The sequence below is a fragment of the Actinomyces dentalis DSM 19115 genome (assembly GCF_000429225.1).
GTDB classification, from domain to species: domain Bacteria; phylum Actinomycetota; class Actinomycetes; order Actinomycetales; family Actinomycetaceae; genus Actinomyces; species Actinomyces dentalis.
This window is the reverse complement of the sequence record NZ_AUBL01000002.1, coordinates 17,796-38,668: the sequence shown is the minus strand read 5'-3', so window position 1 is coordinate 38,668 and position 20,873 is coordinate 17,796. Positions and strand designations below refer to the sequence as shown.

The 20,873-nt window shown below is 74.3% G+C and carries 17 protein-coding genes and 2 pseudogenes; 14 read left to right on the top strand and 5 right to left on the bottom strand.

Features of this window, described 5'->3' with window-relative positions; translation table 11 throughout:
* Positions 1–258: 258 nt before the first annotated feature.
* From G446_RS0100930 to G446_RS0100920, 3 genes are all read right to left on the bottom strand, one after another.
* Positions 259–1,701, bottom strand: coding sequence for a serine/threonine-protein kinase (locus G446_RS0100930; protein WP_026408707.1), 1,443 nt, complete (start codon positions 1,699–1,701; stop codon positions 259–261).
* Positions 1,698–3,824 (bottom strand): FHA domain-containing protein, encoded by a 2,127-nt coding sequence (locus G446_RS18525; protein ID WP_156916461.1) that lies wholly within the window; start codon positions 3,822–3,824, stop codon positions 1,698–1,700. Before G446_RS18525 ends, G446_RS0100930 begins: the two co-directional genes overlap by 4 nt.
* Before the next feature lie 62 nt (positions 3,825–3,886).
* Positions 3,887–4,609, bottom strand: a complete 723-nt coding sequence (locus tag G446_RS0100920; RefSeq protein ID WP_026408705.1) for an FHA domain-containing protein — start codon at positions 4,607–4,609, stop codon at positions 3,887–3,889.
* A gap of 77 nt (positions 4,610–4,686) precedes the next feature.
* Between G446_RS0100920 and G446_RS0100915 the strand changes: the two genes are divergently transcribed.
* From G446_RS0100915 to G446_RS20755, 14 genes and pseudogenes are all read left to right on the top strand, one after another.
* Positions 4,687–5,277 (top strand): hypothetical protein, encoded by a 591-nt coding sequence (locus tag G446_RS0100915; RefSeq protein WP_026408704.1) that lies wholly within the window; start codon positions 4,687–4,689, stop codon positions 5,275–5,277.
* Positions 5,278–5,408: 131 nt separating this feature from the next.
* A complete protein-coding gene (locus G446_RS0100910; protein ID WP_026408703.1) occupies positions 5,409–7,115 on the top strand; it encodes an L-lactate permease in 1,707 nt (568 codons plus the stop codon).
* Between the two features lie 197 nt (positions 7,116–7,312).
* The gene (locus G446_RS0100905; protein WP_026408702.1) at positions 7,313–8,113 is read left to right on the top strand and encodes a (Fe-S)-binding protein; all 801 of its coding nucleotides are present in this window, start codon (positions 7,313–7,315) and stop codon (positions 8,111–8,113) included.
* Entirely contained in the window at positions 8,113–9,687 is a 1,575-nt protein-coding gene (locus G446_RS15175) for a LutB/LldF family L-lactate oxidation iron-sulfur protein (RefSeq protein WP_034468609.1), read from the top strand. The genes G446_RS0100905 and G446_RS15175 overlap by 1 nt, the downstream gene beginning before the upstream one ends.
* Entirely contained in the window at positions 9,687–10,340 is a 654-nt protein-coding gene (locus tag G446_RS0100895; protein ID WP_026408701.1) for a LutC/YkgG family protein, read from the top strand. The genes G446_RS15175 and G446_RS0100895 overlap by 1 nt, the downstream gene beginning before the upstream one ends.
* A 69-nt stretch (positions 10,341–10,409) precedes the next feature.
* Positions 10,410–11,201 (top strand): DeoR/GlpR family DNA-binding transcription regulator, encoded by a 792-nt coding sequence (locus G446_RS0100890; protein ID WP_026408700.1) that lies wholly within the window; start codon positions 10,410–10,412, stop codon positions 11,199–11,201.
* A gap of 229 nt (positions 11,202–11,430) precedes the next feature.
* Positions 11,431–12,747 (top strand): RbtT/DalT/CsbX family MFS transporter, encoded by a 1,317-nt coding sequence (locus tag G446_RS15170; RefSeq protein WP_084778819.1) that lies wholly within the window; start codon positions 11,431–11,433, stop codon positions 12,745–12,747.
* A 71-nt stretch (positions 12,748–12,818) separates the two neighbouring features.
* Complete coding sequence (locus G446_RS0100880) at positions 12,819–14,267, top strand: mannitol dehydrogenase family protein (protein ID WP_026408699.1); 1,449 nt, start codon at positions 12,819–12,821, stop codon at positions 14,265–14,267.
* A gap of 99 nt (positions 14,268–14,366) precedes the next feature.
* A complete protein-coding gene (locus G446_RS0100875; RefSeq protein ID WP_026408698.1) occupies positions 14,367–15,029 on the top strand; it encodes an ATP-binding protein in 663 nt (220 codons plus the stop codon).
* 270 nt (positions 15,030–15,299) lie between these two features.
* Positions 15,300–15,824 (top strand): PadR family transcriptional regulator, encoded by a 525-nt coding sequence (locus G446_RS0100870; protein WP_026408697.1) that lies wholly within the window; start codon positions 15,300–15,302, stop codon positions 15,822–15,824.
* Positions 15,821–16,597 carry an ABC transporter ATP-binding protein gene (locus tag G446_RS15165; protein WP_051285524.1) on the top strand — a complete coding sequence of 259 codons (777 nt, stop codon included), beginning with the start codon at positions 15,821–15,823 and terminating at the stop codon, positions 16,595–16,597. The genes G446_RS0100870 and G446_RS15165 overlap by 4 nt, the downstream gene beginning before the upstream one ends.
* Positions 16,594–18,807, top strand: a complete 2,214-nt coding sequence (locus G446_RS0100860) for an FtsX-like permease family protein (RefSeq protein WP_026408696.1) — start codon at positions 16,594–16,596, stop codon at positions 18,805–18,807. Before G446_RS15165 ends, G446_RS0100860 begins: the two co-directional genes overlap by 4 nt.
* 263 nt (positions 18,808–19,070) lie before the next feature.
* Positions 19,071–19,508 (top strand): annotated as a pseudogene (locus G446_RS20760) (hypothetical protein); the annotation flags it as partial.
* A 57-nt stretch (positions 19,509–19,565) separates the two neighbouring features.
* Positions 19,566–19,697: pseudogene (locus tag G446_RS20755) on the top strand (DivIVA domain-containing protein); the annotation flags it as partial.
* A 54-nt stretch (positions 19,698–19,751) separates the two neighbouring features.
* On the opposite strand, the gene G446_RS0100850 reads toward G446_RS20755, so the two are convergent.
* On the bottom strand, positions 19,752–20,306 hold the full coding sequence (locus G446_RS0100850; RefSeq protein WP_026408695.1) for a DUF8462 domain-containing protein: 555 nt from the start codon (positions 20,304–20,306) through the stop codon (positions 19,752–19,754).
* Between the two features lie 140 nt (positions 20,307–20,446).
* Positions 20,447–20,803 carry a cupin domain-containing protein gene (locus tag G446_RS15155; protein WP_051285522.1) on the bottom strand — a complete coding sequence of 119 codons (357 nt, stop codon included), beginning with the start codon at positions 20,801–20,803 and terminating at the stop codon, positions 20,447–20,449.
* Positions 20,804–20,873: the final 70 nt, after the last annotated feature.

Genomic DNA, 20,873 nt, shown 5'->3' with positions numbered 1-20,873 from the left:
GAGCCCAGCGCGACGCAGTCCGCCTCACCTCGCGCCGTGCGAGCCCAGCGCGACAAAATCCGGCTATGCTCGATTCGCGCGAGCCCACCTGGCGCAATGCGAGCCCAGGTGACATCACCAAAACGACTCCCCCGGGCGCCCTCGGCGCGGACTCCCGGTTAAGCCCCTTGGTGTGGTGCTCGATCAAGCCCCTTGGTGTGGCGTTCTTCAGGTCAGGTGGTGATGGCGGCGCGCAGGGCGGTCCGGGTCGGGGGACGGTCAGGGGGTGGTGACGCAGCTGCGCACGGGCTGGGACATCCTCCCGTCCGTCTGGACCGCGTAGACCTCGATGCACGTGGAGCCGGGCTGGGCGGCGATCGTGGCGCTGGGCTTCGTCGTCGGCTCCAGGTCCTCGTCCTCCTGGCCGGCGACGTCGGAGCGGTAGAGGTAGGTGCCCCGCCAGCCGTCCTGCGGGGACAGCCAGGTGAAGGAGACCGTCCCGTCGCCCAGGCGCTCGCCGACGACGGTGCGCGGCTGGGGGATGACGGCCCCCAGGGGATCCGAGCCGCCCGGCGCGAGGGTCGCGAAGGTCGCCCTCGGGCGGGCCTCGTCCGCCCCCTGCGACAGCAGGACGGCGCCGATGACGACCGCCGCCACGACCACCGCCGCGATCGTGCCGACGAGCACGGGGTTCCACCGCCTCCTGGTCGGGTTCCCGGTGGAGGACCAGGTCGAGCGGGCGGCGCCGGCCTTGGACGGCACCTGCGCATCGACGCGGCTGAACACGCCGATGCGGGTGGCGGAGTCGTCGTCGGACCCGTCCTCCGCCACGGCCCCGGCGGCGGGCAGCGAGTCGGAGTAGAGGTCGACCGCCGTGATGGGCAGGCCGAGCTCGCTCTCCACCTGCTGGAGGGCGCGGGCGAAGGCGAGCACGGTGCGGTAGCGCCGGGACGGGTCCTTGTCCATCGCAATGCTCAGGACCCGGAAGAGGGAGGGCGGCGCCTCGGGCCGGCCCAGCGGCGGCACGGGGTCCTTGACGATCCTGCGGGCCAGGTCGAAGACGGACTCGGCGGATCCGGGGGTCTCGAAGGGGCTGTGCCCGGCGAGCATCGCGTAGGTCGTGGCGGCCAGGGCGTAGATGTCGGTGGTCGGCTCCGCGTGCCGGGAGCCGACGAGCTGCTCGGGCGGCGCCCAGGGCACGCTCATCCCCCGCAGCTCGTCGGGGGACTCGGCGGGGCCGCGCATGGCGGAGATGCCGAAGTCCGACAGGACGGGGCGCTGATAGGAGGTGAACAGGATATTGGCCGGTTTGATGTCCCGGTGGATGATGCCCACGCGGTGGGCGGATTCGACGGCGCCGGCGATCCTGATGGCCGTGTCGAGGGCGTCCCCGACCGACAGGGGCGCGCGCCGCACCCTCATCTCCAGCTGCGGGGGTGGGCAGTACTCCATGACGATGAAGGGGCGCCCGCCCTCGGAGACGCCGGCGCCGTAGATGGACAGGATCGCCGGGTGCGAGGAGACCTTCGCCATGAGATTCGCCTCGTGCTCGAAGCGGCTCGTGGCGCTGACGGCGACGTCGTGCATGACCTTGACGGCGACCTCGCGCCGGGGCATGTGCTGCTCGTAGAGGTAGACGCGGGAGTAGCCGCCCGACCCCAGGGCCCGCAGGAAGGTGAATCCCGGGATGACCGGGGGCGCGGGAGGCCGCCCCGATGTCACGGAAGGTCCTCCATGGCCAGCGACTGGCCGTCGCCGAGGTCGAGGACGTCGCCGGCGCGCAGCAGGACCGGCTCGGAGGAGGGGATCTTGCGGGCGGGCTCGCCCTCGCGCAGCAGGAGGGTGCCGTTGCTCTCGGAGAGGTTGCGCGCCAGCACGGACCACTCGTCGAGCTCGATGAGCAGGTGGTTGCGGGAGACGAGCTGCTCGGGGCTCGGCACGGTCAGGACCGCCGGGGCGGAGTCCCCCGGGCCGCGGACCTCGGAGGGGACCGGGGCGCGCCCGACCAGGACCGGGCGGTCCAGCTCGACGACCTCGCCCGTGGAGGTCCGCACCCGGCCCAGCGGCGGGCAGATGATCACCCGGGCGGGCTGGGCCAGGGCCCTGCCGCACTCGCGGCACTTGACGTAGTTCGTGGGGTTGGCGTGGCCCTCCGGGCAGATGGCGGACAGGGCGGTGCGGGGGGCGGTGGGCGACTTCTTGGGCGCGTCGATGACGGGCCGGTCGGATCCGGGCTCGGAGCCCGTCAGGGTCTGTCCGAGCTCGTTGACGAGCTCGGCGGGGAGCTCGGCGACGGTCCAGCCGTCGTGGTCTCCGGCGCGCGGGACGCGGTCGGCGTCCACGAGCTGCGGCTCGTCGCCCGTGGAGCCCCCGGCCGGGGCCGCGTCGGTGTCGTCGGGGTCGTCGTCGCCGGTCCCGGCGGGCGACGACGGCTCGGCGAGCGGGTGGTCGACGTCGGCGATGATCTGGGGGGTCGAGGCGGAGTCCTCCACCGGGCTCGGGATGTCCGTGGGCACGATGATCCCGGAGACCGGGGTCGGGTCATCGTCGGCGAAGGCGGCGGAGGCGGCCGACGGCGCGGGCTCCTCCTCCGGCTCGGCGGGCGGCGCGGCGTGCCGGTGGCGGGGCAGCGGCCCGGACGGGGCGGAGACCGGCCCGGACGGGGCGGTCGACGGCGCAGCGGGCAGCGCGGCGTGCCGGGGCGACGGCCCGAGCAGGGCGGCGGCGGGCGCGGGCTCGTCGGCGGAGGCCGCCGAGACGGGCGAGGCGGAGGGGACGGAGAAGACGTCGTCGTCGGCCGAGGGGACCGAGGATGCGGACACGGGTGAGACGACGGGGGCGGGCGGACCGGCGGGCCCGGCGGGGGCGACGTCGTCGGCCGAGGGGGCCGAGGGAGCGGATGCGGGCGGGGCCGCGTCGGCGGCGGAGGCGGCGGAGTGGGCGGACGGGCCGCCCGCGACGTCATCAGCCGATTCGGCGGAAGTGGCGGACCCGCCGACCGGACCCTCCGGTTCGGCCGGTTCGGCCGCCTCACCCCGTTCGACCGCTGCAACCGCCGCGAGCGCCTCGGCCGCCCGGGCCTGTGCGAGCGCCGCGGCGTCTTCGGCCTGCGCGATCGCCCGGGCGACCCGCGCGGCCTCCGCGCCCTCCTCGACCCGTGCGACCTCCTCGGCCTCCTCAGCCCGCGCGGCCTCCTCGGCCTCTTCGGCCTGCCGCGCGGCCTCCTCGATCTGCGCGGCCGCCGCGACCATGGCGGCCATTGCGGCCGCCGCCGCGGCCGCCTCGGCATCCTCCTCGACCACCGTGAGCACCGGCTCCTCGGCGGAACCGGCGAAGGCGGCGGAGTCGGCCGAGGCGGACGGGAGGGCCGACTCGGCCGCGGCCGGGCCGACGCTCAGGTGGACGGCGGAGGCGGGGAGCACGGCATCGCGCACCGGATGCAGGCGCGCCTGCGCGGAATCGGCGGCGCCGGGGGCGTACAGCGCGAGCGATTCGGCGGAGGCGACGCGGCACTCGTACCAGGTCACCACGCCCTCGGCGTCGATGCGCGCGCCGTCGACCTCGGCGACGACCCCGCCGCGCAGCGCCAGGTGGACGCGGTCGCGGCCGAGGATCACCAGGCCGAAGTCGGGGATGCGCGCCAGGCGCCCGCCCGCGCCCATGACGAGGGTGTCGAGCACCGAGGCGAGGCTCACGCCGTCGGTGTGAATCTGCTCCCACAGATCCTCGTCCAGGGTGCCGGGCGCCTCCGGCGACAGGAGGATCGCTCCGTGCGGGGCGACGACGAGGATCCAGTCCCCCACCGCCCATCGCGCCTGACGGGTACTCATCCGCTGATCGGCCACTGGCCCCTCCTTCGGCTCCCGGCCCGGGCGTGTGCGCCGGGGCGTCACCGCGGTTCGTGCTCTCACCGAATACTGCACTCGGCCTGCCCGAAGTATACCGTCGACCCCCGGGCCACGAGCTCGCCGCGACCGGGTACTAGTTCCCGGAAGTGGCCCACCTCGACCACGAAGGTCCGGTTCGTCGAGCGCAGGTCGGTGACGATGACTCCCGACAGCGTCGGCTCCAGCAGCGCGTGGGTCTTGGACAGGGTCGTCTCCTCGGGCAGGACCGCCAGCCGCTGGGCGCCGTCGAGCTCGGGCGGCGCCTCGGGGTCGCGCCCCAGGACCGTCGGCGCGCGCAGCGCCAGGGGCCGGCCCTCGATGACCAGCGTGTAGCTCGCCCGCGAGCGCGTCGAGACCACCGAGGTCGTCGATACGCGGTCGAACCACGTGGTCTCCCACCCGGCTCGGCCCGCCGTCCTGGCCACCATGATCAGGGGGGCCGCGCCGAGGGTGGCCAGGGAGGCGATGAGGAGGAGGCCGGCGCGCTTGAGGGCCGCCCGTCCGGGCGGGCCGGGGGGCGGGGCGGTGCGGCGGAGTCTGGTTCCGCACACCGCCCCGCCGGGGCCGGCCCCGGTCAGGGCCTGGCTGACGACGCACACGAGGATCACTCCCGCTCCGGCGCCGACCCGCCCCGCCGGGGGCAGGGGGACCAGGGCGCAGACGGCGCAGACGAGTGAGGCATTGATCATTCCGCCCAGCAGGCGCTGGGAGACCGTCGCGGGGACCGACGCGTGGGGGAGCACAGCGGCAGCATAGAATATGCGCAGATCCACAATCGAAATCCGTATTCGCTTATATGAAGCCCACGAGGAGATCACGGATGCAGATCGCTGCATATCCGCCGTCGGAGCAGTGGCTCACGATTCCCGAGTTCCCGCCCCCCGGTTGGGAGCGCGAGCGGGCCCGCCGTCAGAGCCTCCGCCTGGGGCTGCACACCCCCGACCGGAGGGCCGAGCTGGAGCGGCTGCTCCGGGAGGTGCAGCGGATGGACCGGCCGTCGGCGCTGGCCCGGCTGCTGTACCTGGGCGATGACGCGCAGAGCCTGTTCGCCGTCGACATCGTCCTGGTCATCGCGCACGACGACGGGACCAAGGCCGCCCGCCACTGGGCCCAGCAGCAGCTCCTCAGGAGGATCCTCGGCCCGGTCCAGCCCGTCAGGCTGCGCCCCTCCCCCGACATAGCGGGCTTCTGGGGCCGGGCCGACGGCGAGGCGGTGGGCACGATCTCCCACCCCGGCGTCGTCGTCGTGCTGCGAAAGGCGGGGCTGCCCACCGTCGCCGTCGACATCGTCATGAAGGTCTGGGCGGCGCGGCCCGCCGAGGTCGTCCCCCGGATCGACGAGATCGCCGCCCTGGCGCGGGGGGTCGCCCCGGCCGGTCGCGCCCCGATGCCGCCGCAGGGCTTCATCTGAGTCGCCCGGGCCGCCCGGGTCCGGGGGCGGGGCCGGGCACGTCACCCCCGGGCCGCGCACGGCGGAAGATGCGATGATTCGCCGTGGACACATAGGCCATGGCGCGCCTCATCCCGATCTTGGAGACCCACATGACACCTCCCCCGCCTCCGCCCGCCCTCTGCCCGCCCCTGGCCCCGCCCGGCGCCTCCTTCACGCCGTCGACGACGGCGGTGGGCGGCAATGTCTTCCTCACGGCCGCCGTCGGCCTGCTGCCCCTGGTCGCCTTCTTCGTCCTCATGGGGGTCTTCAAGGTCAAGACCCACTGGTGCGCGCTCATCTCGCTGGCGGCCTCGGCCCTCATCGCCGTCCTGGTCTTCGGCATGCCGGCGCCGATGGCCGTCCTGAGCGGCGCCCAGGGCCTGGCCATGGGCTTCGTGCCCATCATCTACATCATCATCGCGGCGGTGTGGCTGTACAACCTCACCGAGACCTCGGGGCGCAGCCAGGACCTCAAGGCCGTGTTCAACACCATCGGCAGGGGCGACCAGCGCGCCCAGGCCCTCATCGTCGCCTTCTGCTTCTGCGGCCTGCTGGAGGGGCTGGCGGGATTCGGCGCCCCGGTGGCGATCACCGGCGCCATGCTCGTGACCCTGGGCCTGCCCCCGGTCAGGGCGGCCATCGCCACCATCGTGGGCAACGCCATCAACGTGGGCTTCGGCGCCATGGCGATCCCCGTGACCACCGCCGCGAGCCTGGGCGGGGCCGGGCCCGTCGAGGTGGCCGCCGACATGGGGCGCCTGACCTGGATCCTGTGCCTGTTCATCCCCGCCCTGCTGCTGCTCATCCTCGACGGCGCGCGCGGCGTGCGCCAGCTGTGGCCGCTGGCGCTGGTCGCCGGGGGCGCGGCGGCGCTGGGCCACTTCCTGACCCCGGGGGCGTCCTACGAGCTGACCGCCGTCGTCGCCTCCCTGCTGGGCCTGACCGCCTGCTTCGTCTTCCTGCTGGTGTGGACGCCGGCCACGCCCGAGGAGCACCGCACCGAGGTCGCCGCGGCGGACCGGCCCGACGGCGGGCGCGTGGCCCTGGCCCTGCTGCCCTACGTGCTCGTCGTGGTCATCATCGCCGTCACCAAGCTGTGGAGGATCGGCGCGGACCTGTCGGCGCTGCTGTCGGGCACGGACATCAAGATCCGGTGGCCGGGCGTGTACGGCAGCCTGCTCAACGCCGAGGGGCGGGCCTCCGCCTCGGCGGTCTACACCCTCCAGACGCTGTCCAACCCGGGCACGTGGATCTTCCTGACGGCGGCCATCGTCGCCGTCGTCTACGGCCTGGTCTCCTCCGGCGGGCGCTTCCCCGCCTCCGTGGGCGCGATGTTCGCGGTCCTGCCCCGCACGGTCCACGCCCTGCGCTGGTCGATCCTGACCATCGCCACCGTCATGGCCCTGGCCTACGTCATGAACTTCTCGGGCCAGACCACCGCGGTCGGCGCGGCCCTGGCGACGACGGGGGCGGCCTTCGCCTTCCTGTCGCCCGTCCTGGGGTGGATCGGCACCGCCGTGGCGGGCTCGGCCACGAGCGCGGGCGCCCTGTTCGCCAACCTGCAGGCCACGGCGGCGGCCGGCGCGCACCTGGATCCGCGCCTGCTGCTGGCCGCCAACACCATCGGCGGCGGGCTGGGCAAGATCGTCTCGCCGCAGAACCTGGCGATCGCGGCCACCGCCGTCGACGCGGAGGGCGCCGACGCCGAGATCCTCAGGCGGGCGGCGCCGTTCTCCATCGGCCTGCTGCTGACGCTGTGCGCGCTGGTCCTGGCCGCCTCCCAGGGCCTGCTGGGCCCGCTGGTCCCCGTCCCCTGAGCCGGGCGCGGCCCGGGCGGGCGGGGCGGGGCGCATTCCGCGCGGCGCGCATGACGGATTGGCCCCTCCCGCTCTTCCGGGCCGCCGTCGTTTTCGCGCGCCGCGGCGCCGAAGGGCGGGGGCGCGAGCAGGGAGGGGACGGCGTGCCATATCGTGGCCGGTGCCATCGACTGACGCCTCGAGGAAGAAGGTCAACCGTGCGCATCGCCCTGTTCGCGACGTGTCTGGCGGACACCATGTTCCCCCAGGCCGCCCAGGCCACCGTCGCCATCCTGGAGCGCCTCGGCCACGAGGTCGTCCTGCCCGAGGGGCAGACCTGCTGCGGCCAGATGCACGCCAACACCGGCTACTTCGCGCAGGCGGCGGCCATCGTCCGCAACCACGTGCGGACCTTCGAGCCGGTGCTCGACGGCGAGTGGGACGCCATCGTCGTGCCCTCCGGTTCGTGCACCGGGGCCGCCCGCCACGAGCAGAGGCTCGTGGCCGAGCACGTGGGCGACGCCGCCCTGGCCCGGCGCGTGGAGGAGCTCAGCCGCCACACCTACGACATCTCCGAGCTCCTCATCGACGTCCTGGGCCTGACCGACGTCGGCGCCCACTTCCCGCACACGGTCACCTACCACCCCACCTGCCACTCCATGCGCGTGGCCCACCTGGGCGACCGGCCCTACCGCCTGCTGCGCGCCGTCGAGGGGCTGACCCTGCTCGACCTGCCCGACGCGCTGGTGTGCTGCGGCTTCGGGGGCACCTTCTCCATCAAGAACTCCGACACCTCCACCGCCATGGTCGCCGACAAGGCCGCCAACGTCATGTCCACCGGCGCGGAGGTGCTGTGCACCGGGGACTACTCGTGCCTGATGAACATCGGCGGCGCCCTGTCCCGGGTCAACTCCGGCGTGCGCATCATGCACATCGCCGAGATCCTCGCATCCACCGAGGACGCCCCCTTCGAGGGGCACGTCTCCTTCCAGCCCAGCAGGGAGTCGGTGAGGCTCTGATGACGCGCACGTTCCTCGGCACGCCCGCCCCCGCCCCGCAGGCCCGCACCGGCGGCTGGCGCACCGATGTCGACACCCCGGAGGACCCCCTGCGCTGGGGGCACACCTTCCCCGAGGGCGCCCACAGGACCCTGGCCAACACCCAGATGCGGCGCAACCTGGGCCACGCCACGCGCACCATCCGGGCCAAGCGCGCCCAGCGCGTGGAGGAGATGCCCGACTGGGAGGACCTGCGCAGCGCCGCCGAGGCGGTCAAGTTCGAGGTGGCCTCGCGCCTGCCCGAGCTGCTCGAGCAGTTCGAGGCCAATGTGACCGCCCGCGGCGGCGTCGTCCACTGGGCCCGCGACGCCGCCGAGGCCAACCGGATCGTGACCTCGATCATCAGGTCCAAGGGCGTGGACGACGTCGTCAAGATCAAGTCGATGGCCACCCAGGAGACCAACCTCAACGAGCACCTCAAGTCCGAGGGCATCACCGCCCACGAGACCGACCTGGCCGAGATGATCGTCCAGCTCGCCGACGACATGCCCTCCCACATCGTGGTGCCGGCCATCCACCGCAACCGCTCGGAGGTGCGCGGCATCTTCCTGGACCGCATGGGCGACGCCCCGCCGGACCTGTCCGACGACCCCCGCGAGCTGACCGCGGCGGCCCGCGCCCACCTGCGCAGGAAGTTCCTGCACGCCTCCGTGGCCGTCTCGGGCACGAACATGGGCGTGGCCGAGACCGGCACCGTGTCCGTCTTCGAGTCCGAGGGCAACGGGCGCATGTGCCTGACCCTGCCCGACACCCTCATCACCCTCATGGGCATCGAGAAGCTCGTCCCCCGCTACCGGGACATCGAGATCTTCTCCCAGCTCCTGCCGCGCAGCGCCACCGGCGAGCGCATGAACCCCTACACCTCCATGTGGACGGGGGTGACCCCGGGCGACGGCCCCCGGGAGTTCCACCTCATCCTCATGGACAACGGGCGCACCAAGGCGCTCGCCGACCCCATCGGGCGCCAGGCCCTGGCCTGCATCCGCTGCGGGTCGTGCATGAACATCTGCCCGGTCTACCAGCACACCGGCGGGCACGCCTACGGCTCGGTCTACCCCGGCCCCATCGGCTCGATCCTCACCCCGCAGCTGACCCAGGGGCTGGCCGACGACGACCCCGTCCACACCCTGCCCTTCGCCTCCTCTCTGTGCGGGGCCTGCGCCGAGGTCTGCCCGGTCAAGATCGACATCCCCACCATCCTCATCCACCTGCGGGCCCGCTCCGTGGACGTCAAGCGGCGCCTGGTGCCGGACATGTGGGACGTGGCCATGAACGCGTCCACGCCGGTCATGTCCAACCCGGCGCTGTGGACGGCCGCCGCGCAGGGGGTCAGGGCGACCCGGGTCATCGGGCGCGACGGGCGCATCGGCGCCCTGCCCTTCCCGGCCTCCCTGTGGACCCGCACGCGCGACCTGCCGGTCGCCCCCGAGGAGTCCCTGCGGCAGTGGTGGCGCCGCACGCACCCCGACGGCATCACCCCGGCCGCGACGGTGGAGGCGGCCCGCCGGGCGCTGAAGAACCAGGAGGAGAAGTGATGGACGCCAGGACCGCCGTCCTCGCCCGCGCCCGCGACGCCATCTCCCGCTCCCAGCGGGGGCGGCCCGTGCGCGAGATCCCGCGCGACTACATCCGCGTCGGCGCCCACCCCCCGGGCTCCGAGCCCGTCGTGGCCGACATGGTGGAGAAGCTGGAGGACTACTCGGCCGACGTCGTCCTGGCCCCGGACGACGAGCAGATCCTCGACGCCGTGGACGAGCTGCTCGGCGGCGCGCGCATCGTCGTCGTCCCCTCCGGACTGCCCGAAGCCTGCAAGCGGGCCGCGGCCCGCCGCGGGCGCGTGGTGCGCGAGGACTCGCGCGAGGCGCCCATCCCGACCCTGGAGCTGGACGAGGTCGACGCCGTGGTCACCTGCGCGCGCGTGGCGGTGTCCCTGTCGGGCACCATCATCCTCGACGGCGAGCCCGACCAGGGGCGCCGGGCGATCACGCTGGTGCCCGACACCCACGTCGTCGTCCTGGAGCGCGAGGCGATCATGCCCACCGTCCCCCAGGCCGTGGACGTCCTGGGGCGGAACCCGGCGCGCCCGACGACGTGGATCGCGGGGGGCTCGGCCACCAGCGACATCGAGCTGGTGCGCGTCAACGGCGTGCACGGCCCGCGCCATCTCAAGGTCGTCATCGCCCACTGAGGCCAGCCCCGCGCCCGGAGGCCGGCCTGCCCGCCCCGCCGATCCCGGCCGGGCGGGCATGATAGGGCCATGGCCCCTGACGGCGCGCCGTCGCGCCAGCCGACCTCGCGGGCTCGGCGCGACGCCCTCATCACCCACCTGCGCGAGGCCGGCGGCGCCGACGTCGCCTCCCTCGCGCGCGCCTTCGGCGTCTCCGTGGAGACGATCCGCCGCGATCTGCGCCACCTGGAGGCCGGCGGGCGGGTCATCCGCTCCCACGGGCGGGCTGTCCCGGCCGAGTCGGCCGCCTTCGAGACCGACCAGGGCTTCCGCTCCCGCCACCTGGCCGACGAGAAGGAGAGGATCGCGGCCGCGGCCGCCGCCCTCCTCGGCGACGCCGAGACCGTCTTCCTCGACGAGGGCAACCAGCCCCTCCTGGTGGGCCGGGTCCTGCCCGCCGACCGCGACCTGACCATCGTCACCACGTCGCTGCCCACCGCCGTCGAGCTCGCCGCAGGGCCGCGCACCACCGTCATCGTCGTGGGCGGGCGGGTGCGCCCGACGACGCTGGGCGCCGTCGACGCCTGGGCCACGCGCATGCTCGAGCGCATGGAGCCCGACCTCGCCTTCATGGGCGCCAACGGGATCACCGACGACGGATGGCTGACCACCCCGGATCCGGCGGTCGCCGCCGTCAAGGAGACGGCGCTGGGCTGCGCCCGCCGGGCCGTGCTCGTGGGCAGCCACGACAAGTTCGGGCATTCGACCTTCGTGCGCTTCGCCCACGTGCGCGACGTCGAGCGCGTGATCACCGGCCGCGAACTGCGCACCGCCGCAGCGGGGCGCCTCACGGCGCTGGGGACCCGGGTCGATCGTGTCTGAGACCCCGCCGCGGGCGCCCGCGGTCACCCGCGGACCCCGCCGCGGTCACCGCGCGGGCCCCGCGGGCGGGTCCGACGCCGCCGCCCCGCCGCTGCCGGCCCGGCCGAACGGTCGGCGCCGGACGCCCGAACGGGCAACCGCGCGGGCGCCGGCCGGCCGCACACTGGTCGTGTCGGCCCCGGAAAGGCTCGGAGCCGCGACAGTGCCGTCTCACCGAACGAGGTCAATGATGCCCAGCTCCAACCGACTGGTCGCCGCCATACAGCGCACCGGTTTCCCCACCGACCTGGCCGCCGGCTTCCTCGCCGTCGTCGTCTTCGTCATCGGAGACGGCATCGAGGCCGTGTGGATCACCAACTACCTCTCCAGCGACGCGGTCGGCTTCAGCGTCCCGCAGGCCTCGACGATCATCACCTCCTACGGCGTCGTCGTGGCGCTGGCCGCCTTCCTGTCCGGCGCCCTGTGCGACGCGCTGGGCTGCCGCAAGGTCATGCTGATCGGCCTGATCTCCTTCCTGATCTTCGACGCCCTGTTCATCGCCGTGGGCCTGCCCAGCCACAACATGCACCTCCTGCTGCTGTTCTACGGCCTGCGGGGCTTCGGCTACCCCATGTTCGCCTACGGGTTCCTCACCTGGACCATGATGGTCACGCCCCCGGCCCGCCAGTCCTCGGTCTCGGGGTGGTTCTGGTTCGCCTTCTCCCTGGGCATGCAGCTGCTCGGCTCCTACCTGTCCAGCCTCTTCCTGGGCGCCATCGGCCACGTGGCGACCCTGTGGGTCGGCTGGGCGCTGGCCGCCATCGGGGGCACGACGGGCATGCTGTTCCTGCGCCGCCACCCCTCCTCGGCCCGGACCCGCGGCAAGTCCATCGGCCAGTCCCTGGGCTCGGCCGTCTCCGTCCTGTGGCGCCACCCGAAGGTCTCCATCGGCGGGATCGTCAAGATCATCAACCTCTCCGGCCAGTACGGCATGCAGGCCTTCTACGTCGTCTACCTCCACAAGGTCTTCGGCATGCCCGAGGCGCAGGCCATTCTGGAGTTCTCCATCTTCGGCCTCGTCGCCATTGTCGGCGACGTCTTCTGGGGCGTCATGGGCGACCGCATCGGCTGGCGCAACACCCTGCAGTGGGCGGCCACGCCGATCACGGCGGCCTCGCTGCTCTACATCTACCTCATCCCCATCGTCGCGGGCCCGAACTTCCTGCTCATCGCGCTGGGCACGGCCGGCGTGGGCGTCGGCCTGAGCGCCCACGTGCCCACCACGCCGCTGATCACCGCCCACGCCCACGGCGAGACGGGCAACGCCCTGGCCATCCTCAATCTCGGCGCGGGCCTGGGCGCCTTCGTGGGCCCCGCCGTCGTCGCCCTCCTCCTGGGCGACGAGACCACCGCCGGCGGCTACCTGTGGGTGGCCCTGGCCCTGGCCGGCCTGTACGTCGTCTCCTTCCTCCTGTGCTTCGCCCTCAAGCTCCCGGGCAACGCCCGGGTGCTCCACACCGCCCCCGAGCTGTCCGACGATGCGGCCGCGCCCGCGCCCGCCGTCTGAGCCCCGGCCCCCACCGATCCATCCGCCACCGATCCGACCGCCCGCACCACCCACCACGAACAGGAATCATCATGACCGCCTCACTGGCCGACTCCCCCCTCGCCCCCGCCTACGACCGCTCCGCCATCACCACCGGCATCGTCCACATGGGGGTGGGCGGCTTCCACCGCGCCCACCAGGCCATGTACGTCGACCGCCTCATGCGCGCCGGCGGGGCCCTGGACTGGGGCATCTGCGGCGTCGGCCTGCTGCCCGGCGACGCGCGCATGCGCGACGCGCTGGCGTCCCAGGACCACCTCTACTCCCTGACCCTCAAGCACCGCGACGGCCGCCGCGAGCCGGCCGTCATCGGCTCCATCCACGACTACCGCTTCGCCCCCGACGACCGCGACGGCGTCCTGGAGGTCATGACCGCCCCGGCCACCCGCATCGTGTCGCTGACCGTCACCGAGGGCGGCTACAACATCGACGACGCCACCGGCGCCTTCCGCACCGACTCCGAGGGCGCCCGCCGCGACGCCGCCGACCCCCGCGAGCCCACCACCGCCTTCGGCTACATCGTCGAGGCCCTGCGCCGGCGCCGCGAGGCGGGCACCGCCCCCTTCACCGTCATGAGCTGCGACAACCTGCCGGGCAACGGGAGGGCCGCCCGCACCGCCGTGGTGAGCCAGGCCCGCATGTCCGACCCCGACCTGGCCGAGTGGATCGACGAGCGCGTCTCCTTCCCCAACTGCATGGTCGACCGCATCACCCCGGTGACCACCCCGGCCGACGTCGAGGAGGTCGCCGCCGAGCTGGGGGTGAGGGACGCCTGGCCGGTGGTGGCCGAGCCCTTCGTCCAGTGGGTGCTGGAGGACGACTTCCCCGCCGGCCGGCCGGCCTTCGAGCGGGTCGGGGTGCAGATGGTCGACGACGTCGTCCCCTACGAGCTCATGAAGCTGCGGCTGCTCAACGCCTCCCACCAGGCCCTGGCCCACTGGGGGCGCCTGCTGGGCATGGGCTACGCCCACGAGGCGGCGGCGGACCCCCAGATCGCCGCGTGGACCCGGGCCTTCCTGGCCCGCGAGGCCCGCCCGCGGCTGTTGGCCGTGCCCGGCATCGACCTGGACGAGTACGTCGACACCCTCTTCGAGCGCTTCACCAACGCCGCGATCGCCGACACCCTGGCGCGCCTGGCCTTCTTCGCCCCCTCGGGCATGCCCAAGTTCGTCCTGCCGACCGTGCGGGCCAACCTGGGGGCCGGCGGCCCCATCCGCCTGGGGACGGCCATGTGCGCCGCCTGGTCGCTGGGCGTGCTGGGCACGGACGAGAGGGGCGGGGCGATCCCCGTGGTCGACGACCTGCGCCCCTTCGCCCGGGCCCAGGAGGACGGCGAGGCCACCGGCTTCATCGGCAACGCGCAGATCTTCGGGGACCTGGCGGACGACGAGCGCTTCCGCTCCGTCTACGCCGAGGAGCTGGCGGCCCTGCGCGAGCAGGGGGCGCGCGCCCGCCTGCGGGCCCTGGTCGCCCGCTCCTGAGCCGGCGGGACGGCCGGTCCCGGCCCGGGGCGGGCCCCGGTCGGGACCGGGCCCCATTGGCGCCCCGGCGGCCCGGCCCGGCCCGTAGGCTAAGACCTCGTGAATGCCTGCGTCATCCTGCTGGCCGGGCCCTCGGGCTCGGGCAAGACCTCCCTGCTGCGCCGCGTCGGCGCCAAGCGGCTCAAGCTCGACGATTTCTACCGCGACGGCGACGAGGCCGGCATGCCGCTGGTGGGCGGCGGGATCACCGGCGGGGCGGGGGCGGACCGGTGCGAGGCGAACCGCATCGACTGGGACCACCCGGACAGCTGGGACGCCGAGCGGGCCATGAGGGCGATCCTGGATTTATGCGCCGTCGGCCGGACGGAGGTGCCGATATACTCGATCCCCTGCAACGCGGCCGTCGGGCGGGCGGGACTGGACATCGGCCGGGCGCACGCCTTCGTGGCGGAGGGGGTCTTCGCCGCCGAGCTCATCGACCGCTGCCGCGCCGAGGGCGTGCTGGCCGCCGCCCTGGTGCTGCGCCGTCCGCGCCTGGCGACCTGGTGGTTCCGGCTGCGCCGGGACCTGGCCGAGCGCCGCAAGCCGCCGACGGTGCTGCTGCGCCGCGGCCTGCGCCTGGCCCTGGAGGAGCCCGAGCGCATCCGGGACTGGATGGAGCGGGGCTGCCGGGCGGTCTCGCGGCGCCAGTGCGAGGCCACCATCGCCGAGCACATCGGCTCCCTCGCCGTTCCCGGGAACCGGGCCGACGGCGTCATGTGAGTCCGCGCCGTCCCCGCTCCCGTGCCTCATGGGGACGGGCGGGAGGGAAACCGCGATGACGGAGAGCACGGCGCCCTCGACGGATCGGCCCCGTTTTCCGCGAACGCGCAGGTTTCCAGTCGAACGCGCGCCTCCCGGCTACGCGTTCGACTGGAAACCTGCGCGTTCGCGGAGGTCGGACCCGACGAGAGGCCCCGCCGGTTTCGGCGTTGCGGGGACGGGGGCGGGCTGTGCGCACCGCGCGTATACACCGCGTGTATAGTGGTTGCCATGGACACCCGACTCACCCTCCTGGGCCTGCTCGGCACGGGCCCCGGATACGGCTACGACCTCAAAACGAACTGGGACCGCTGGTTCGCCGGCACCAAGCCGCTCGCCTTCGGCCAGGTCTACTCCACCCTCGCCCGCCTCCTGCGCGACGGCCTCATCGTCCAGCTCGGCGCCCAGGCCGGGGCCGGGCCCGACCGCAAGCGCTACGAGATCACCGCGGCCGGGCGCGACGCCGTCGAGGAGTGGATCCGCAGCCCGCAGGTGCCCGCCGACTCCATCCAGGCCGACCTGTTCGCCAAGACCATCATCGCCCTGCTCCTGGGCGAGGACGCCGAGCGCCTGCTGGACCTCCAGCGCGCGGCCCACACCGCCCGCATGCGCGAGATCACCCGCCTCAAGGACGGGGCGGACCTGCACGACGTCCTCATCGCCGACCACGCCCTGTTCCACATCGAGGCGGACCTGCGCTGGATCGACCTGACGGCGGCCCGGCTGACCGAGCTGCGCGAGCAGGTGCGCCCATGAGCCCCGAGTCCGGCGTCATCATGCGGGCGCGCGGCCTCGCCCTGGCCTTCGGCACCACCCGCGCCCTGCGCGGCGTCGACCTGGACGTCGTGGCCGGGCAGGTCCTGGCCGTCACCGGCCCGTCCGGGTCGGGCAAGTCCACCCTCCTGCACGTCCTGGCCGGGGTCCTGGTGCCCGACGCCGGGAGCGTGCACTACGCCGGGCGCGACATCGCCCGCCTCGACGAGGCCGGGCGCTCCCGCCTGCGCCTGGCCGAGTTCGGCTTCGTCTTCCAGTTCGGCCAGCTCCTGCCGGACCTGTCCGCCCTGGACAATGTCACCATCCCCCTGCTGCTGGCCGGGACCCCGCGCCGCCGGGCCCTGGCCCGCGCCCGCGCCCAGCTCGCCGAGCTCGGCCTGGACGGGCACGAGGACAAGCTGCCCGCCCAGCTGTCGGGCGGGCAGGCCCAGCGGGTCGCCGTCGCCCGCGCCCTGGTGGGCGGGCCGCGGATCCTCTTCGCCGACGAGCCCACCGGCGCCCTGGACTCCCTGGCCGCCGAGCAGACCATGCAGGCCCTCACCCGCGCCGCCCGGTCCGCCGGCGCAGCCCTGATCATCATCACCCACGACCCGCGCACCGCCGCCTACGCCGACCGCGAGGTCATTGTGCGCGACGGGCGCCTGAGCGCGGGCTCGGGCCTGGTCGAGACCGACCCCGCCGGGCCGGTCGGCCCCGCCGGAGCGCCGGGGTCGGCCGGGCCGGCCTCCGGACGCGCGCAGCGGGGGGAGCGATGAGGGACTTCGCACTGGCGCGCCTGATCGTCGCCGGCGACCGCTCCGCCCGGCGCCGCCTGCTGGGGATCGTCGCCGGCGTCATGGTCGGGGTCGCCGTCTTCCTCCTGCTCACCGCCGCCTACCAGGCCTTCGGGGAGCGCAGCCGGCGCTCGAGCTGGCACACGCCGATCACGGCCTCGCCCACCGCCCTGATGCCCGACACCGAGCTCACCGCGCACACGGCGGGGGCCGCCTCCACCCTCGACCACGTCGGGAACCGGACCGTGACCGTCCTGCTGGTGGCCACCACCGAGGACACGCGCGTGCGGATCCCCGGCTCCGACGTCGTGCCCCGTCCGGGCCAGTACCTGGCCTCGCCGGCCATGGCCGATCTCATCGCCTCCATGCCCGCCGACCAGCTCGCCGAGCGCTACGGCCGGCAGGCGGGCGTCCTGTCCGAGGACGCCGTGGAGGGCCCCGACTCCCTCGTCCTGGTCGTGGGGATGGAGGCCCCGCGCCTGGCCGCCTGGCAGGGCTCGGAGCAGCCGCAGGTCGTCACCGGGTTCGTCGGCCACGACTACGCCGCGCAGGCCTACCGGGTCGTCGCCGCGATCGGCGCCCTGGCCATCCTCGCCCCCGTCCTGCTGCTCATCGCCATCGTCACCGACCTGGGGGCCGCCCAGCGCGCCGAGCGCCTCGCGACCCTGCGGCTCATCGGGGCGACGCCGGGGCGCGTGGCCCGCCTCGCCGCGGCGGAGACGGCGGCGACCAGCGCCCTGGGCGCCGTGGCGGGCGTCGTCCTCTACCTGGCCCTCATCCCCGCCGCCGCCCGGCTGACGATCGGCTCCTCGCGCTTCTTCGCCCGCGACCTGCTCACCTCGCCCCCGGTCATGATCCTCACCGCCGTCGGCGTGGTGGGCGGGGCGACGGCCGTGTCCTGGTGGCGGACCCGGCGGGCCGACATCGGGCCGCTGGGCGCCAGCCGCGAGCGCCGCGAGCGCGCGCCCCGCCCCGTCTCCCTCCTGCCGCTGCTGCTGGGCCTGGCCGGACTGACCGCGGTGCGCCTGGCCGGCGGGAGGCTGAGCACGACGGCGCTGATGACCCTGCTCATCGGGTCCTTCCTGTCGACCATGCTGGGGCTGCTGTGGGCGGGGCCGCTGCTGACCTGCTGGGCGGCGCGGGCGGCGCGGCGCCGGGCCCGCACCGCCGCGCAGGTCATGGGCCTGGGCCGCCTGGTCCAGCACCCGCGCGCGGCCTTCCGGGCGGTGGGCGGCATGGTCGTCGCCCTGTACGCCGTCACCCTGTTCGCCGTGGCCATCACGGCCGCCGCCGGCGTGCCGGGGGTGAGGACCGGGCCCGGGCGCCTGAACCCCCAGGCCCTGTTCACCACTCCCGCCACCGCCGACCCCGCGGCCCTGGACTCCGTCCTCGGGCGGCTGCGGGCCGTGCCGGGGGTCACCACCGCCTCGCTCGGCTACCCGCAGGCGCCGCAGCAGGGGCAGAAGGGCCGGGGCCTGCGCCTGATCCTGCCGGTCGAGGACGCGCGCGCCCTGGGCGCCACGGGGGCGGACTCGCCGACCGGCTGGGTGAGCGTGGACTGGAACTGGCTGCTTGGGGAGAGAGCCGACCCGGCGCCGGCCCAGGCCCCGCAGATGGACGGGCCGTCGGCCGGGAGCCCGTCGGCCGCCGGCGCGCCGGTGCTGCTCGTGGCCACCGACGGCGGCCCGGGGGCGGTGGAGCGGGCCCGCACCGCGATGGTGAGCGCCGTCGGGGCGGACCTGGTCTCCTACCCGGTCTCGCGCTACGACATCCGGGCCGTCCAGGCCTCCGCCACGGAGAACCAGTTCGCGGCGCTGGGCTACATCGGCATCCTCATCGCGGCGGGCGTGTCCACCGCGTCCCTGGCGGTGTCCACCGTCTCCTCCCTGCTGGCGCGCCGGCGGGTGCTCGGCCTGCTGCGCCTGACGGGGATGCCGCACGCCGCGCTGCGACGGGTCGTGGCCTACGAGACCCTCCTGCCGGTGGCCACCGTGCTGGCGCTGAGCATCGGGGCGGCGGCCTACACCGCCTGGGTCCTCATCACGGGCGTGTCCGCGCGCTCGATCGGCTGGCCGGCCGGTTCGTACTACGCGGTGGTCGGGGCGTGCCTGGCGCTGGTGGGCGCGGCCGTCCTGGCCAGCGCCAGGGCCGCCACGCGCATGGTCTCGGGCACCGCGGTGCGCTTCGAGTGAGGCCGGGGCGGCGCGGCGTCCCGGAGGGCTGAGGCCCTCGGGGCCGCCGTCGAGCCGCGCCCCACCGTCGAGCGCGCAGGTTTCCAGTCGAACGCGCAGCTGGGAGGTGCGCGTTCGACTGGAAACCTGCGCGCTCGCGGAAATCGGGGGCCCGGGTCACGGAAGTCCCGCTGGTACCGGGTTACGGCGCCGACCTATTCTTGTCAGCGCCGCCGCCCCCGGGGGCGCCGCGCCTCCCGCACACAGAACCGAGGATCCCGACCATGCTACTGACCGCCGATCATGTCGAGCAGATGCACCTGCCCACCACGACCAGCCGCGAGGGCTACGAGAAGAGCAGCGTCGACGCCTACCTGGAGGAGATCGTGGCGACCCTGCGCGCGTGGGAGACGGAGGCGGACGGCGCGGCGCCCGACTACGTCCTGCACTCCGGCGACGTGACCGGCGCCGCCTTCCCGACCATCCCGGCCGCCCACGACGAGGGCTACGAGGAGGAGCGGGTCGACGACTTCCTCGACGACGTCGTCAGCACGCTGGTGCACTACGAGGCCGGGGCCGCCGCGGCCGCGGGGGGCTCCGGGGCAGGGGCCGACGCCGGGGCGGCGCTGACGGCCGACGGGGCCGCCCGCCGCACCTTCAGAGTCGTCAAGCTCCGGGGCGGGTACGATCGCCAGGCCGTCGACGCCTTCATGACCCGGATCGTGGCCACCCTGCGCGCCCACGAGGCGGGGACCTGGCGGCGCGGCGGCCCGGACGGGCTGCTGACCTCCGCCGACGTGCTCAACATCAAGTTCCAGGCCACCGCGTTCCGCTCCGGCTACGAGCAGGACGAGATCGACGAGTTCCTCGACGACGTCGCCCAGGCGCTGGCCGCCTACGAGGTCCGCAACTGAGGGCGGACGGGCCGGGGCGCCCCCGCCCGGGGCAGGGCCGCGCGGCGCGGCTCAGGCGTCCGGCCCGGCCAGGACCGACTCCTCCTGCGCGCGCTCGCGGACGAACTCCCCCAGCTCGGGCAGGACGAAGGCCAGGAGCCCCTTGGCCGGAGCGGCGATGATATCGGCGGCCAGGAGCCGGGCCCGGTAGACGCCCACGTATCCGCTCGTCCTGCCCCACGCCCGCCGGACGGCGTCCACGCTCACCGGCTCCGTCGTCGAGATCGCCGCCATGACGGCCAGCATCTCCCTCTCGCGCGGCGAGGCGTCGAGCCACGCCTGCTCCAGAACGTTCGCCCGGTACATGCCCAGCGCCTCGGAAAGGGACCGGTCCACGTGCGCGGTGGTGATGCCCGCCGCGCCCGAGGAGGCGTTCCAGGCGCAGTAGCCGATCGCTTGGACCAGGTAGGGGTAGCCGCGCGAACCCACGACGAGGACCGTGCGGGCCGGGGCGCCGGCGCCGCCGCTGAAGGAGTCCCGGAAGGCGGCCAGGGCCGCGTCGCGCCCGGCCAGGACCCGGGGCGTGACCCCGAAGGACGGGGAGAAGGGATTGGACCCGTCGCTCATATAAACAGTATAAAGCAGACCTTCCCCAGTATCCGCGCCGTTTCCACCCTCCCGCGAGCGCCGTCGTATAAACGCGCCGAAAGGAGCGCGGTCCCGGTCCGAACCCGTCGGGTCGGACCGGGACCGCGCTCCGGGGCGGGTCACTCGTCGGCGCCGCCCTGCTTGACGCCGACGACGCTGACCCGCGCGGCGGTGACCGAGCGGCCGCTGTGCCTGGCGCCGGTCGCCATGTACACCACGTCGCCGGCGCTCAGCTCGTGCTCGACGCCGTCGACGGAGAATCTGATCGTGCCCTCGAGCACCTGCACGACCGTCGGCATGGGCGAGGGCTCCTCCTCGTGGATCAGCTGGTCGGCGTCGAGGATGAACTCGACGACCTCCAGCACCTCGTTGTCGACGATCTCGCAGACCTTCATCTTGCCGTCGGCCACCGGGCAGGCGGCCGACAGGCCGGTGTGGACACTGGACTCGCGCGCGGAACTCGTGGTCTTGGTCATGGTGCGGATCTCCTCGTGCGGTGCGGTTCGTGCTCCGCCGGACGCTCGCGCCCGGCGCACCGAACATAAT

Coding starts and splice junctions, on each gene's coding strand:
- G446_RS15155 (WP_051285522.1), bottom strand. CDS start 20,803: ATGACCAAGACCACGAGTTCCGCGCGCGAGTCCAGTGTCCACACCGGC.
- G446_RS0100895 (WP_026408701.1), top strand. CDS start 9,687: ATGGACGCCAGGACCGCCGTCCTCGCCCGCGCCCGCGACGCCATCTCC.
- G446_RS0100880 (WP_026408699.1), top strand. CDS start 12,819: ATGACCGCCTCACTGGCCGACTCCCCCCTCGCCCCCGCCTACGACCGC.
- G446_RS0100915 (WP_026408704.1), top strand. CDS start 4,687: ATGCAGATCGCTGCATATCCGCCGTCGGAGCAGTGGCTCACGATTCCC.
- G446_RS0100850 (WP_026408695.1), bottom strand. CDS start 20,306: ATGAGCGACGGGTCCAATCCCTTCTCCCCGTCCTTCGGGGTCACGCCC.
- G446_RS15170 (WP_084778819.1), top strand. CDS start 11,431: ATGCCCAGCTCCAACCGACTGGTCGCCGCCATACAGCGCACCGGTTTC.
- G446_RS15165 (WP_051285524.1), top strand. CDS start 15,821: ATGAGCCCCGAGTCCGGCGTCATCATGCGGGCGCGCGGCCTCGCCCTG.
- G446_RS0100860 (WP_026408696.1), top strand. CDS start 16,594: ATGAGGGACTTCGCACTGGCGCGCCTGATCGTCGCCGGCGACCGCTCC.
- G446_RS0100870 (WP_026408697.1), top strand. CDS start 15,300: ATGGACACCCGACTCACCCTCCTGGGCCTGCTCGGCACGGGCCCCGGA.
- G446_RS15175 (WP_034468609.1), top strand. CDS start 8,113: ATGACGCGCACGTTCCTCGGCACGCCCGCCCCCGCCCCGCAGGCCCGC.
- G446_RS0100910 (WP_026408703.1), top strand. CDS start 5,409: ATGACACCTCCCCCGCCTCCGCCCGCCCTCTGCCCGCCCCTGGCCCCG.
- G446_RS0100890 (WP_026408700.1), top strand. CDS start 10,410: ATGGCCCCTGACGGCGCGCCGTCGCGCCAGCCGACCTCGCGGGCTCGG.